The 12838-nt window shown below is 61.0% G+C and carries 15 protein-coding genes; 6 read left to right on the top strand and 9 right to left on the bottom strand.

Annotated elements, in window-relative coordinates; genetic code table 11:
* Positions 1 to 296: 296 nt before the first annotated feature.
* The 6 genes from AC0C6X_RS25620 to AC0C6X_RS25595 all read right to left on the bottom strand — a co-directional run bounded on the left by AC0C6X_RS25620 (position 297) and on the right by AC0C6X_RS25595 (position 6107).
* Complete coding sequence (locus AC0C6X_RS25620) at positions 297 to 566, bottom strand: hypothetical protein (RefSeq protein ID WP_247959104.1); 270 nt, start codon at positions 564 to 566, stop codon at positions 297 to 299.
* Between the two features lie 77 nt (positions 567 to 643).
* Entirely contained in the window at positions 644 to 2179 is a 1536-nt protein-coding gene (locus AC0C6X_RS25615) for an SPOR domain-containing protein (protein WP_472955907.1), read from the bottom strand.
* A gap of 182 nt (positions 2180 to 2361) precedes the next feature.
* Positions 2362 to 3096, bottom strand: a complete 735-nt coding sequence (locus AC0C6X_RS25610; protein WP_472955904.1) for a hypothetical protein — start codon at positions 3094 to 3096, stop codon at positions 2362 to 2364.
* A gap of 373 nt (positions 3097 to 3469) precedes the next feature.
* Complete coding sequence (locus AC0C6X_RS25605; protein WP_173516292.1) at positions 3470 to 4078, bottom strand: transglutaminase-like cysteine peptidase; 609 nt, start codon at positions 4076 to 4078, stop codon at positions 3470 to 3472.
* A 682-nt stretch (positions 4079 to 4760) separates the two neighbouring features.
* Positions 4761 to 5369 (bottom strand): PilZ domain-containing protein, encoded by a 609-nt coding sequence (locus AC0C6X_RS25600; protein ID WP_472955900.1) that lies wholly within the window; start codon positions 5367 to 5369, stop codon positions 4761 to 4763.
* A 108-nt stretch (positions 5370 to 5477) separates the two neighbouring features.
* Entirely contained in the window at positions 5478 to 6107 is a 630-nt protein-coding gene (locus AC0C6X_RS25595; RefSeq protein WP_472955899.1) for a PAS domain-containing protein, read from the bottom strand.
* Positions 6108 to 6470: 363 nt separating this feature from the next.
* Here AC0C6X_RS25595 and AC0C6X_RS25590 point away from each other — a divergent pair, with 363 nt between their 5' ends.
* Together AC0C6X_RS25590 and AC0C6X_RS25585 are read left to right on the top strand one after the other, a co-directional pair.
* Complete coding sequence (locus AC0C6X_RS25590) at positions 6471 to 7202, top strand: rhomboid family intramembrane serine protease (RefSeq protein WP_173516295.1); 732 nt, start codon at positions 6471 to 6473, stop codon at positions 7200 to 7202.
* Between the two features lie 262 nt (positions 7203 to 7464).
* Entirely contained in the window at positions 7465 to 7893 is a 429-nt protein-coding gene (locus AC0C6X_RS25585) for a CBS domain-containing protein (RefSeq protein WP_173516296.1), read from the top strand.
* Positions 7894 to 8060: 167 nt separating this feature from the next.
* Here the strand turns inward: AC0C6X_RS25585 and AC0C6X_RS25580 are convergent, their stop codons facing one another.
* The 3 genes from AC0C6X_RS25580 to folE form a co-directional block, all read right to left on the bottom strand.
* Positions 8061 to 9020, bottom strand: coding sequence for a patatin-like phospholipase family protein (locus AC0C6X_RS25580; protein WP_173516297.1), 960 nt, complete (start codon positions 9018 to 9020; stop codon positions 8061 to 8063).
* Between the two features lie 399 nt (positions 9021 to 9419).
* The gene (hisI, locus tag AC0C6X_RS25575; protein ID WP_173516298.1) at positions 9420 to 9872 is read right to left on the bottom strand and encodes a phosphoribosyl-AMP cyclohydrolase; all 453 of its coding nucleotides are present in this window, start codon (positions 9870 to 9872) and stop codon (positions 9420 to 9422) included.
* 23 nt (positions 9873 to 9895) lie between these two features.
* Entirely contained in the window at positions 9896 to 10513 is a 618-nt protein-coding gene (gene folE / locus AC0C6X_RS25570; protein ID WP_173516299.1) for a GTP cyclohydrolase I FolE, read from the bottom strand.
* A gap of 340 nt (positions 10514 to 10853) precedes the next feature.
* Here folE and AC0C6X_RS25565 point away from each other — a divergent pair, with 340 nt between their 5' ends.
* Genes AC0C6X_RS25565 through AC0C6X_RS25550 form a run of 4 tightly spaced genes read left to right on the top strand, consistent with a single transcriptional unit; the run spans position 10854 to position 12652 of the window.
* Positions 10854 to 11300, top strand: coding sequence for an iron-sulfur cluster assembly scaffold protein (locus tag AC0C6X_RS25565; protein ID WP_173516300.1), 447 nt, complete (start codon positions 10854 to 10856; stop codon positions 11298 to 11300).
* A gap of 1 nt (position 11301) precedes the next feature.
* Positions 11302 to 11676, top strand: a complete 375-nt coding sequence (yidD, locus tag AC0C6X_RS25560) for a membrane protein insertion efficiency factor YidD (protein WP_173516301.1) — start codon at positions 11302 to 11304, stop codon at positions 11674 to 11676.
* A gap of 5 nt (positions 11677 to 11681) precedes the next feature.
* Positions 11682 to 12101 carry a DUF2267 domain-containing protein gene (locus AC0C6X_RS25555; protein ID WP_173516302.1) on the top strand — a complete coding sequence of 140 codons (420 nt, stop codon included), beginning with the start codon at positions 11682 to 11684 and terminating at the stop codon, positions 12099 to 12101.
* A gap of 11 nt (positions 12102 to 12112) precedes the next feature.
* The gene (locus tag AC0C6X_RS25550) at positions 12113 to 12652 is read left to right on the top strand and encodes a DUF1697 domain-containing protein (RefSeq protein ID WP_173516303.1); all 540 of its coding nucleotides are present in this window, start codon (positions 12113 to 12115) and stop codon (positions 12650 to 12652) included.
* Positions 12653 to 12838: the final 186 nt, after the last annotated feature.

The raw sequence follows: 12838 nt of genomic DNA, 5'->3' as shown, positions 1-12838 counted from the left end.
CAAACCGTTCCGATGGACCAAATCGGCAGACGATATCCTCGCCACCATCAAACGCTTTTGCCTGGCAACCCTGCAAATCGCCGATGTGCAAAACAAATCGGCAGAAACTTCTGAATCAGGACACTAGCGCCCCGTGCGTCCGGATGACGCTCTACGGTTGCTCTAGCTTTCAACTTTGAGGGTGCGGCGAACCGCCAGCCGGATGGCTGGTTGGGGGTATTCTACGACGCATCGTCGCAGCGACACTGCTGAAAGCACAAAGGCGGCATAGGCCGCCCTTGCAACTTCGCGAACTTTCAAGAGATCCGCATCTTCAAGGGATGGCGGCGGTTCGGCCCCGTCACGTGAAGATGAATGCCGGCGCGCGGCTGCGTCGATCGCCAGGCGCGGGCTCCGTGCGTCAGGAGCATCCCGACCAGATCGCGCGTCTTCGCCTTCGATCTGTTGAGCCCGAGATCGGCAATGCGCATGGCCGCCTCGTGCAGGGGATGCAGGTTGATACGCGACGGCTTAGCGCGCCGTCCCGGCAGCGGGGTAACACCCGGAACGTTTTCGTTCATCGCCATGATTAACCTCGTTACGCTGTACAAATCCGAGGAAGGCGGCCGGAAAACAAACACATCCGGCCGCCAAAACTTTTACCTTACTGCTGGCTCGCCCAGCAGGAGATGCCTTTCTTCTTCAATGCCTTGCAGGCGTTGACGGCTGCATCCTGGTCGTCGAAGCCGCCGAAGCGCGCGCGGTAGACCTGGCCGAAGGCAACCGTGAAGGGCTTTGCGTTCTGCAGAGCCTTGCCGCCCTTGTCCTTGGCATTGCCGAGAAGGGTCATGGCCTGATCCTTGTCCGGCGTCGCGCCGATCTGGATCACCCAGCCTTGCGGCTGGGCCGGCATCGGCTCGGCCTTTGCGACCTCGACCGGCTCTGCCTTTGCGCTGGCTTCGGCCTTCTTCGGCACGGCGTTGGTGACCTGGGTGTCGATCATGCCGGCGGCGACCGGCTGACGAAGCTTCAGGCTCTGCGCATCGAGCGTGTTGGGAACGATCTTCGGCGAAAGGACAGGGTTGTCGGATGCGCGCGCGCTGCCGGCATAGGCCATCTGCACGCTGCCCGCGCTCTCGCCGTTGTAGCGGAAGTCCGGAACCGGGCCGGTGTTGGGCAGGTCATGGCCGCTGGCGGTCGCGGCAACAACGGGCGTCTCGGCAACCGGCGCTGCCGAAGCGACCTCGGTTTCTTCGGCCGGAACCGGAGCCGACTTGGTTTCGGCAATCAGGTTGCCGTCGCCGCGACGGGACGCTGCGGGCATGTACTTGGCGACCAGTCGGCGCATCTGCGCGTCGCGGCTGCCGCCGGAGGTGCCGCCCATGACGACAGCGACGATGCTGCGGCCTTCGAGCTGAGCCGATGTCACCAGGTTGAAGCCGGATGCGCGGGTATAGCCGGTCTTGATGCCGTCGACGCCGCGTACATTGCCGAGCAGGCGGTTGTGGTTGCCGATTGTCTGCCGGCCAAACTGGAAGCTGCGGGTGGAGAAGTAGTCGTAATATTGCGGAAAGTGCTGGCGAAGCGCGAGGCCGAGGCGGGCCTGGTCGCGCGCCGTCGTGCGCTGTTCCGGGTTGGGCAAGCCGTTTGCGTTGCGATAGGTCGTGCGCGTCATGCCGAGCGCGCGGGCCTTGTTCGTCATCATGCGGGCAAAACGCTGCTCGGAACCGCCGAGATATTCACCAAGCGCCGTCGCCGCATCGTTGGCCGAGCGGGTGACGAGCGAAAGGATCGCCTGCTCGACGGTGATCGACTGTCCGGCGCGGACGCCAAGCTTGGACGGCGGCTCGGAGGAAGCGTTCTTCGAGAAGGGAATGGGCGTCGATTTCGTGATCCGGCCGGCTTCGAGCGCTTCGAAGGTCAGATAGAGCGTCATCATCTTGGTGAGCGACGCCGGATAGCGCAGTTCGTCGGCGTCCTCGCCATAGAGGATTTTGCCCGTCTTCGCATCGATGACGATGCCCGAATATTTCGGATTGGCGTAATTCGAGGAGGCCGCTAAAGCCGGCGCGGCAAGCGTGACCGAGGCAATGGCGCCCGCAAGGACGACCCGTCCTACCATCTTTGAAAGAGCACCGAACGGGCGCTTCGCGAGATCAAAAAAACCGGATTGGGACACTACGCTACTCTTTATTCTCATGTCATGGGGTTGTCCGGACGCCGCCTCCGGGAACGACCGTTCTCGAGACAGTATCGGCATAGCGTTACCAATCGGTTTATGATGAATGATTGGTTTCCGGAATCGAACGCATTTGTACAAGGGCGATGCCGGTGTAGCGCAATGGCGCGACGGGCTGCCTGCACCACACCAGTTAGTCGAAATCAGGGCACGAGGCGGCTTTTGACGAAGGCCGCGATCGCTTGGTCGATTTCGCGCCACTGCGGCAGCAGCCTGTTCGAGAATCTGTAGAGCACGACGAGATCCTTTCCGGCGTGAATGTCGCGCTGGCAGTCGGCGCTGGTCGAGATGGCTTGTGGGCCGGGCTTGAGACAGCGCACCACATAGGGGGACTGCGCAGGCGTCTCAGCGGTCAAGAAGATTTCGCCCGCATAGCTGGATGTCGCCTTGACTGCGTGCTCCGTCAGGCCCGCAGGGCCAGCCGTGGGCGCGCCGTCGAAGACCTGTGCGTAAATCGGCTCGAGCCGCCCGGACATGTCGCGAGACATCGTGCTTTGCGAAATCTGTAGGAAAATGAGCTTTTCGGGTGCGTCGACATTGTTGAAGAGTTCCCGGCTCCGATCGCTGTAGCCTTCGAGCCCCGGCCAGGTCAGGTAAAGATCGACGCGCTCGGCGATCGAGGTAGCGCGCTGAGCTTCGAAGCGGATCATGTTTGCGGGAAGGCGCAGGTGATCCTGGCCGATGAAGATGTCGAAAACCTCATTGCTCGCGGTGTGGCCGGCAAGGGCGAGATTTTCCCCGAACCAGCGCCCCGCAAGCGAGATGGCGGCCGTCAGCGTCGCAAGCACCATGACGACTGCCGTCACCCGGTAAACGAAGCCGGACGACAGCAGCGGTTGGAGGTCCGGTTCGTGAGTATCATTTGAAGTGCTGCTCATCGTTGGACTGTCCCGTAGCGCCGAACCTGGCGGTCCAGTGATCGGCTTACGCCTTCCTGCACATCGAGGATGGACGATGTCGCTTGCCCGATGCTGGTCGAGGATGGGTTAATTTTCGATGAAGGCGTCTTCCGACTGCCAGGGCATGTCGCGCAAACGCGCGCAGTGGTTTGCGATCAAAAAACTAAAGTGCAAGCGCGAAGCTGAAAGATCGCGATGCGCTTTGGCGCACCAAGGATGTCGCTGACAAAAATGCCGGTTCCGAGGGACGCGGAACCGGCCGAGGCCCGGTCTGGACGGGGATAGTATGACCGGAGCCCTGTAATGACGGAGGCTGCTGCGGCAGGCGCGCCGCCTCCCAAGTCTTCCAAGATTACTGCGTCCGTACGCTGCCGACGGCGACGGTGCGGCCGTCCTGGAGTTTGACCCAGCGACCGGAGTGTTCGGTCGACTGGCGCTTGAGGTAGGTGTATTCGGTGTCCGACCACAGCAGAACCTTGTTGCGCATGTTGTCGAGAATGAAGTCGCCGCGGTCGGTGCGCACGGTCAGGACGGCATGGCCGTCGCCATTCGGCTGCAGCACGACGGTGATCAACAGATCCGACGGGGAGAAGCCGTCCTCGATCAGCTTGCGGCGCTTCAGCAGAACGTAATCTTCGCAGTCGCCAACCGTCTCCGGGTAAGACCACTTTTCTTCGACGCCGTGAATCTCCATGTCGGTCATGGGCGTGATCGCCTGGTTGACGTCGTAGTTAACCTCAAGAATCTTCTGCCAGCCTTCGCGCGTCAGCACCATCGGGCCGCCGTCCTTGCCGTTGGAGGCGCACTCCGACGGATAGATCTTGCAGAACTCGTAGTGACCGATCGGCGGGTTGGTGGCGCCGGTGACGACCATGTTGGCCGGAAGCGCCTGCGCCGTTTCGATCAGGCCGGCGGTGAAAAGAACCGCAACCGCGATCATCTTGGTGATTGTCTTGAGCATGATTGTCTCCCCGTTGTGGTTCGACAATGGCACATACGTTTTCATCGATCGCGAACTTGCGAACTAAAAACAAGTACAAATGAAAGTCGTATAAGAATAAAATAAGAATAGATTTTGATCTTTATTTAAATCGAATTTGACTCAAATTTTATTGATTTTCCAGCGGAATGACCGTCCGTTCATGTTTCCTTGGCCATGTAAGTGATTGTAATCAATCGACCCATGCCGAGCCGCGGGCCGACCGGCGCAGCAGCTACGGGAGAATGGCGGGCGCGATGTGTGGCGCGCGAGGCGAAATCCGACGATTGTGTCGACGCTTTCGACTTGGAATATGCGTCGTGCCTTGAATTTGTTCGAGAAAATATTTGCGACTGCCGGAAGCCGCGGTCGGGTCGTGATGTTCCGAAATGAGGCAGACTCGGCCTCGAAACGATTTCGATCGGCTGAGCTTCAACGGCAGCTTCGTTGCAGCCTATGGGGCAGATCTACTGTGAAGGCCGAGGATCAAGGCATGTCGCGCAAAGATGCGCCGCGGCTTTGCGATGCCGACACGCGAAATATCAAAGACTTTGAGGGCAGGAAGCGAAACCGGTAGTTCGCGAGGCGCTCTCGTTTCGTGCGGCAGGATCGGGCCAGCGAACTTGATCTTGGAGTATGGCAGGCGCGATGGCGCAGGCGGGCCTCAGAGGAATTCTGTCAGCGCTTCGCGGGACTGCACGCCCGAGAACTCGATGGCGCAGCCTTCCTGGAAATGGCGAACGATCTTGCCCCTCATGTTGCCGAGCATGACCGGGGTTCCGATCGGCGGGCGGTTCTCGATGTCCACGGCAGCGCCGGAGAGTGAGAGGTCGATGATGCGGCAAGGGAATTTTTCGCCGGTGTCGAGCGTCAGCTCCGTAGACGTCTTGCGCGGTGCAAGGCGATCGTGGCGCCGGTCCTCCGGTAGTCCGAGTTCATGTTTGTTGGCGATCCAGGTGAGTTGCGCGGCCAGCTTCTCGCGCTTGCGCTCGGTGGCGTTGAGCTGGATCACAAAGGCATCGTCGGCAACGCGCGACACCGTGCCCTCGAGGCGACCGACATGGTCGATATAGGCGATGATACGCTCACCCGCCCGCGGCCGTGCCGGTGAGGAAAACAGGACGTCGCCGGGCGACATGTCGACGGCGGTGCAGTCATATTCGTCGTGATTGGCGAGCATCAGCCGTCCAGCAAGATTCACCGAAACGCGCTGGAACGCACCTTCGTGATGCGGCTTCGGAGCGGTATTCTGAGTGTGCTGGAACGAGAACATGGTGACTCTGCATGACGTATTTCGGCAGGCAGAGTTTAGGACGTTCGGGTTAATAGAAGGTTCGTCCTCCGGTTGGTCCAGGTGGTCAGCCCGGGACAGCGGCGGCGATCAGCCGCGACGCCCGCCCTCCAGGATGCGGAGATGTCGGACACGGCGGAACTCGCCGAAAATCCCTTCGCCGCCATGTGATTCTGCGCGGGGCGGGACATATTCCGTCGCCTGTTCTTCGCGGAACACGGCTGTGCGGTCGGGATCGAGGATTTTCATGCCGGTGACGTCAAGGCCTTCCACCGACGTCGCATGCAACCAGTACGGGCGGGAAAGCGGCGAGAGTGCACCCAGGATTCGGTCGCTTGCACCTTCGGTCGAGGCGAGCGGCAGCAACAGCGCTTCGACCTCGATCTCGCGCGCATCGGCGGTACGGCCCCTGGCGGACAGCATCACCGGCACCCGGTGTGTCATCACCTGGCCGGCCATGCGCTGCGCCTTGGCCGCCTGCGCGTTCAGCCAGAGCAAGCCGAATTGCCGCCCGCGCAACTCAAGGCCGAAGAGGGCGCAGACATGGGTTCCCGCCAGACGAAACGAGATGCCGGCGTTGCGGTCACGCTCGAGAATGAACAGGTTGGGGAGCAGCGTGCGGATGTCCCCCGGCTCGACTTCGTCCCGACGGGGAAGGTCGCGCTTGCCGCGAATGGTGTTCCAGTATCGGAAAAGCTCCGTGCTCGTATTGCTGCGCATCTTTGCGTTCATTCCATTTCTGCGAGCCGTCTGTGCCGGTCTGGCACATGTTTGGCCGTTCATCGCGGTCTTGAGATCAATGGAGCGAAAACCATGCCAGCTCGAAATTAAGGTTAACGAACGGTTTCGATTGCACGCGGGCGCCGCGACTGGCACTGGAAGACATGACTTCACGAAGCGTTGGCTTCGGCACTTGAACTGGAGCTCGGATTTGAGCTTGGCGACCGTTCAGTTTTTACTGGACGGTCTTTTTTTGTTTGCTTATGGCTGGGCGCCCCCAGTCCGGTCCGAATCCGGCGATGTCATGCCATCGCCTCTATCGAATTCGATCGAACGGACCAATCGATGGAGAAAGCAGCAGCCATGGAAAGAGATCAGACGGCAACGCCGCCGGAGACGGACCGGGACAGCGCCGCCGGTCCTTCGCGTGAGCCTGCCTTCAATCTGCCAGCCGGACTGACCGGCATCCTGCTGTTTCTGATCGCCATTCACGCCTTGCGCACCTATGTCCTGACGCCTGCGATCGATCAGGAGATCATCTTCAACTTCGCCTTTTTGCCGGCGCGCTACGATCACCCCTTGGCCGAGCAGGGGCTCGCCTGGCTGTGGAGCCCCATTACCTATTCGTTCCTGCACGGGAGCTGGGAGCACCTGATCTTCAATATCTTCTGGATGGTCGCCTTCGGTGCTCCGGTCGTACGCCGCATCGGCATGGGGCGGCTGGCGGTGTTCTGGTGCCTTTCGGCTGCGGCCGCCGTTGCGCTGCACACGGCATTTCATTGGGGTGAGATGATCGTGGTCGTCGGCGCTTCGGGTGTTGTTTCCGGTTTCATGGGCGCGGCGGCGCGCTTCGTCTTCTCGCCAAGTGGACGGATCAGCCGGCAATTTGCCCATCTCAACCGACGGCTGCCTGTCAGCGAATCATTGGCAAATCGCTCTGTCCTGATCTTCACCGGGATCTGGTTCCTCACCAACTTCCTGATCGGGCTTGGCATGTTCACGCCTGGCGGCGCGGGCAGCATCGCCTGGGAGGCCCATATCGGCGGTTTCCTTTTCGGCTTTCTTCTCTTCGGCCTTTTCGACCCGCGCGACTGACGGCCGGGGAAAGATCGGCGCACGGCGTTCCTGAGCGCTTGATTTCCCAAGGGTGCTGGCGCACCATTTGCTGCGGTCGCCGATTGTCGAGAGGCAGGCGGCCTGTGAAGGCCGGGTATCGAAAGCCCATTCGCGTCTGAGGAGCACGCGGGCAGGCGATCGTAAGCGGCCAGGGTGCAGGTTCCATCGCCCGACCGTACCGCACGAGAGACGGCTGGACCTTCCCTGCCGACCCGGTGTTGTCGCAACGGGAGATGTGCGCATGTCAGTAAAAGCAATACTCGATGAGAAGGGCCGCAATGTCGTAACGGTCGGCCCGCAGATGCCAGTCCAACAGGCTGCCATTCTCTTGCGTGACAATCATATCGGTGCGGTCATCATCGTCGATGCGGACGATCAGATCGCAGGCATCCTCACCGAGCGCGACATCGTCGCAGCGATCGCCAAGCAGGGAGCCACCTGTCTCGAAAGGCCGGTCGCGGCCGTCATGTGGCAGAACGTCTATAGCTGCACCGAGGAAATGTCCGTCCAAGCCCTGATGGAAATGATGAGCAAGCTCAGGGCCCGTCATCTGCCGGTCGAAAGAGATGGCCGCCTCGCCGGCATCGTTTCGATCGGAGACGTGATCAAGCACCACATCCGTGCGATCGAGCACGAGACCGAACAGATCAAAGCCTATATCGCTGGCTAACGGGTAGGGCGGCCCACGCCGCCCTCTTATCCGCCTCGGATACGTCGTCCTGCTTGTAGCGACGACGCGCGAAGCGGTTCTTCGGGCTTCGCGAAGGGGTTCCTTCAAATGAGCAATGCCCCGCGCCATCACCGCGGGGCCAACGCAGAAGATTGATGGGATGCGCGTCAGCGCACGAGCGCGTCCTGCATTCTGCGGATTTCCATGAGCTTGGCCTTCGCTTCGTGGTAGCCGCGGTCGATCGCCTCACCTGCACGATGAAACTCCGACAGGCCGATATCGTTGAGCTTGGGGTGCAACGCCAGATCCGGCGGATCACCGGCAAGGCGGGCCCGCGAAATACGATCCTGGATGATATTGAAGGCCTGAACCATCACGCCAGTCATGCCGAGGCGGGAGTGATGGGTCGCTTCCTTCTCATGTGCATCAGGCGTTTCCATCCCAGCGCTGTGCTTGACGACGGCGGAGCGGCCATAGAGGTCGTAGTTCAGGTTGACGGCGACGACGAGTTGCTGCTCGTGAGCGCGGCAGACCGAGACCGGGACTGGATTGACGAGCGCGCCGTCAATGAGCGTGCGCCCGTTCGCCTTGATCGGTTCGAAGATGCCGGGCAGCGCGTAGGAGGCGCGGATCGCGGTGATGAGCGATCCCTTTTCGAGCCAAACCTCGTGACCGCTATGCACTTCGGTCGCAACGGCAATGAACGGTCGGTCGAGACCTTCGATGCTGAGACCTTCCAGGTGCTCCTGCATGCGTTTGGTCAGGCGGAGACCGCCGAAGAGACCGCCGCCGCCAATGGCGAAGTCGAGCAGGCCAGCGATCCGCCGAACGGTGAGGGAGCGGGCGAAGGCCTCGAGTTCGTCGAGCTTGCCGGCAAGGTAGCAGCCGCCGACGAGCGCGCCGATCGACGTGCCGGCAATCATGCCGACTTCGATGCCTTCCTCGTCGAGGGCGCGCAGCACGCCGATATGCGCCCAACCGCGGGCGGCGCCGCCCCCAAGGGCAATGGCGATCTTCGGTTTTTGCGGGGGTGTCGCAGGTTCTGGCGGCGTTGTTGAAATCGATGTTCCGTCCAAGTCGGACGGATCTGTAATTTGGTTGCTACGCGTAAAAGTCCAGTTCAACATCCGGCACCTCCAACACCGCCGAATACTCCGCAGCGCGACACGTCGATGAGAATGCGCGAAGATCGCTGTGGCAATTCATCATTGACTTAACTTCCCAGGACCGAATTCGATCCTGGAGAGAGGCATATTGATGCGCGCGTCTTGGGAGGCTTCGCCAAGCCGGCGCAGGTGCCGGCCTCGTCCTATTCCATTGCTGAAAGACTGGCACCGTACTTAGGTATATCACCGATCCCGTCGCCGATTGCGGCATGACCGATAAATATTGGATACAGTTTGCAATACAATCGGGAACGTTGCCGCTCCCCCCGTCGCGCCGCATCCTTGCTTGAGGATTAGGCGCTCGCTTGGTTTCCAAATGATAAATATAGCATGTGGCCGCATCAAAAAGATGCGCGATTCCTAATTTTTATCGTAGATTTCGGCAGGGTCGAAGTGCCTGTGGTCGTCGGTGATTGTGACGATGGCCTGGCCGCTCTCGACGCCGACCGTGCGATAAAAACAGGACCGGCGACCGGTGTGGCAGGTGGCGTCGTGACCGCCCACCGAGACCTTCAGCCAGATCGCATCCTGGTCGCAATCGGTGCGGATCTCCTTGACGGTCTGGAGGTTGCCGGAGCTTTCGCCCTTCTTCCAGAGGCTCTTGCGCGAGCGGCTGTAATAGTGCGCGATACCCGTCTCGATCGTCAGCGCCAGGGCCTCGGCGTTCATATGGGCAACCATCAAGAGTTCGCCGTCCCGCACGTCCGTGACGACAGCGGTGATCAGGCCCTTTTCGTCGAAACGGGGCGTGAAGGCCGGTCCGGATTCCAGCTCGGCCTTGTTGGAAGAGGGGGCGTCGAAGATGAGCGTCATGGAAGGCTCCGTCTGTCGGAGCCTTACTTGAAGCCCCTGATCATGGTCATGAACCGCGCCTGTTCGGCCGGTTCCGTTTGGAACGTACCCGTAAATGTGGTGGTGAGCGTTGTCGAGCCCTGCTTCTGCACGCCGCGCATCGCCATGCACATATGTTCGGCTTCGATCATCACGGCGACGCCGCGCGGGGCAAGCGACTCGTCGATCGCCCGGGCGATCTGCGCCGTCATCGATTCCTGCGTCTGCAGCCGGCGGCCGTAGATATCGACCACGCGGGCGATCTTCGACAGGCCGAGCACGCGGCCATTCGGCAGGTAGGCGACATGCGCCTTGCCGATGATCGGCACCATGTGGTGTTCGCAATGGGAGTAGAACGGGATGTCCTTGACCAGCACCATGTCGTCGTAGCCGGCGACCTCTTCGAAGGTCCGGCCAAGCACGTCTTCGGCGGCAAGATCATAGCCGCTGAAAAGCTCGCGGTAGGACTTCGCCACGCGCGCCGGCGTGTCCCTCAATCCTTCGCGCTCCGGATCGTCGCCGGCCCAGCGCAACAGAACGCGTACGGCTTCCTCCGCTTCCTTCTGGGTCGGGCGGCGGCTCGCATCGTCGAGCACAGGAAAATTCTTCACTATGGCATCCATAATGGCCTCTTTGAGCAATACGGGATTGCTTGACGTTTTATCTTTCGGACAACTCGCCACTGGCCATTCGCCTAACCCTGCAGGCTTGGGTTCCGTTGGCGGGCTCCGGGGCTTTCGGGTCCTGGCTTAGCAGTGCACTGGACCTTCCGGCACGGTTTCCCAAACAACAGGCGACATAGTTCCTCTTGCGGAACTGTCGCCCCAACACGACATAGCATATAGTATGGTGCCACAGAGATGAAAGAGGCGGAGCGTGTCGCGTCGTGCTTTTTTCCTGCCTACCGGAGAAAATCATGTGTCGATCACTCAAAACCGCGAAAAATCAGTCGGATCGCGTCAAATGATGGATGACATCTACAACAGCCGAATTCTCGAATTTGCCGGCAACATTCCGCGCATCGGAACGCTCTCGGACGCCGACGCGGACGCGACCGCGCATTCGAAGCTCTGCGGTTCGAAGGTGCATATCTGGCTGAAGATGGACGGCGACGTGGTCACCGATTTTGCCCATGACGTGAGGGCCTGCGCGCTGGGTCAGGCATCTTCCTCGATCATGGCGCGCCATGTCGTCGGCGCCGGTGCGGAGGAAATCCGCCAGGCACGTGCGGACATGCTTGCCATGTTGAAGGCGGACGGCGAGGGGCCGTCCGGGCGCTTCGAGGACATGCGCTTTCTGCGCCCCGTCAAGGACTACAAGGCGCGCCACGCATCGACGATGCTGACTTTTGATGCCGTGGTCGACGCCATCGAGCAGATCGAAGCCAAGCGGCTGCTCGCGGCCGTCTGACATGTGCGGCGAACCGAATTGTCGGCATTCGCCGCACAGCGGTGCGGAGCCGGCGGCGCATGGTCGAAACTGGAATGGCCCGTTTCGCAAGACTCCGGGGCGGCTGATCGGGATGGCGCTGATCCGCGCCTACCAGCTTACGCTTTCGAGCTTCATCGGCAATTCGTGCCGGCACCTGCCGACCTGTTCGGAATACGGCTATGAGGCAATCGCGCGTCATGGCCTCTGGGCCGGAGGTTGGATGACGCTGTTTCGCGTCGCCCGCTGCGGGCCAGGCGGGACGCACGGTTTTGATCCGGTGCCGGAACGGCTCGAGTCTCGCCTCGTGTGGTATGCGCCGTGGCGCTACTGGCGACCGCGGCCGAAGGTTGGTTGATCACGATGCCCATGCCGATGGAATACCGCCAGGCCTCGGTCGACTTCGACCGGTTCATCCTCGACGTGCGCGAGCTGGCCGGGCTGCAGACGACGAACCAGGCCTATACGATGGTTCAGGCGGTGTTCCAGACTTTCCGGCGGCGATTGGATCTTGAGGAGGCCATCCTGTTCGCAGATGTCTTGCCGCCGGTGCTGCGCGCGATTTTCGTCGCCGAATGGGACCTCGAAGAACCGAAGAGCCCGTTTTCGGGCCGTATCGCCATGACCCGCGAGGTGCAGGCGTTCCGGCCCGATCACAATCTTTCGCCGGACAGCGCGATCGTCGATGTGGCTGCCGCCCTGCGTCGCAACATCGACGAGGCAAAGCTCGATCGGGTTCTCGCCCGCCTGCCGGCGGGCGCCGCGGATTTCTGGCGTGCATGAACGGAGAAGAGATGAACAGCTACGTTGCCTTGCTCTACAGCATCGTTCTTGGTGCCGGGCGACGGGTCGTGATGGCCGATCTCAGAGAGATGGCTGAAGGCCTCGGCTACCGTTCGCCGCGAACGTTGGTTGCGACAGGCAATCTTGTGTTTGAGGCCGGACAAATGTCCACTAGAGACCTCGAATCGCCGCTTGAGACGGCTTTCGCGAAGACATTTGGCCGGCATGTCGACATAATTGTCCGGTCCGGCGCCGGCTGGCGGAAGCTCGCGGCATCAAATCCGTTTCGCGATGAGGGCGAAGAAGACGCGACGCGTGTCCATGTGCGGGTGATGCGCGATCCGCTGACGGACGCCGCGCTCGCAGGTCTCGAGCGTTACTGTGTCGCCGGCGAACGGCTGGCAATCGTCGACGGCGATCTGTGGGTCCATTTCACCGGCAAGGCGAGCGAATCGAAACTCCTGGGTGCGATGACGACCAAGCGTCTCGGTGTCGGAACGTTCCGCAACTGGAATACGGTGAAGGGGCTTGCCGAGATGCTGCGCCGCTAGGCTCCATCGCTGCCTTCACCTTTACTCACTTTCGAAAACCCTTTATCAGGCTACGCGTGTTTCCCCGGGTCGCCTCCGGCCTGGGGCAAAACATGCAGCAATCCAAAGCACTACAGCGATCTATGCGCGTCCGACGGATGCGACGCTGTATCGTCATTCACCGGTCGTTGCCGGTCAACCATACCA

Source organism: Ensifer sp. VA4 (genome assembly GCF_055710065.1).
The sequence above is the reverse complement of the archived record's forward strand: the minus strand, read 5'-3'. Positions and strand labels throughout refer to the sequence as shown.

Excerpts from the sequence above, each read along its gene's own strand:
- AC0C6X_RS25620 (WP_247959104.1), bottom strand. The coding sequence starts at position 566 with ATGGCGATGAACGAAAACGTTCCGGGTGTTACCCCGCTGCCGGGACGG.
- AC0C6X_RS25565 (WP_173516300.1), top strand. The coding sequence starts at position 10,854 with ATGATGGATGACATCTACAACAGCCGAATTCTCGAATTTGCCGGCAAC.
- hisI (WP_173516298.1), bottom strand. The coding sequence starts at position 9,872 with ATGACGCTCATCTTCGACGCCCCCTCTTCCAACAAGGCCGAGCTGGAA.
- AC0C6X_RS25595 (WP_472955899.1), bottom strand. The coding sequence starts at position 6,107 with ATGCGCAGCAATACGAGCACGGAGCTTTTCCGATACTGGAACACCATT.
- AC0C6X_RS25550 (WP_173516303.1), top strand. The coding sequence starts at position 12,113 with ATGAACAGCTACGTTGCCTTGCTCTACAGCATCGTTCTTGGTGCCGGG.
- AC0C6X_RS25555 (WP_173516302.1), top strand. The coding sequence starts at position 11,682 with ATGCCCATGCCGATGGAATACCGCCAGGCCTCGGTCGACTTCGACCGG.
- AC0C6X_RS25615 (WP_472955907.1), bottom strand. The coding sequence starts at position 2,179 with ATGAGAATAAAGAGTAGCGTAGTGTCCCAATCCGGTTTTTTTGATCTC.
- AC0C6X_RS25585 (WP_173516296.1), top strand. The coding sequence starts at position 7,465 with ATGTCAGTAAAAGCAATACTCGATGAGAAGGGCCGCAATGTCGTAACG.
- AC0C6X_RS25610 (WP_472955904.1), bottom strand. The coding sequence starts at position 3,096 with ATGAGCAGCACTTCAAATGATACTCACGAACCGGACCTCCAACCGCTG.
- yidD (WP_173516301.1), top strand. The coding sequence starts at position 11,302 with ATGTGCGGCGAACCGAATTGTCGGCATTCGCCGCACAGCGGTGCGGAG.
- AC0C6X_RS25605 (WP_173516292.1), bottom strand. The coding sequence starts at position 4,078 with ATGCTCAAGACAATCACCAAGATGATCGCGGTTGCGGTTCTTTTCACC.
- AC0C6X_RS25590 (WP_173516295.1), top strand. The coding sequence starts at position 6,471 with ATGGAAAGAGATCAGACGGCAACGCCGCCGGAGACGGACCGGGACAGC.
- folE (WP_173516299.1), bottom strand. The coding sequence starts at position 10,513 with ATGGATGCCATAGTGAAGAATTTTCCTGTGCTCGACGATGCGAGCCGC.
- AC0C6X_RS25580 (WP_173516297.1), bottom strand. The coding sequence starts at position 9,020 with ATGTTGAACTGGACTTTTACGCGTAGCAACCAAATTACAGATCCGTCC.
- AC0C6X_RS25600 (WP_472955900.1), bottom strand. The coding sequence starts at position 5,369 with ATGTTCTCGTTCCAGCACACTCAGAATACCGCTCCGAAGCCGCATCAC.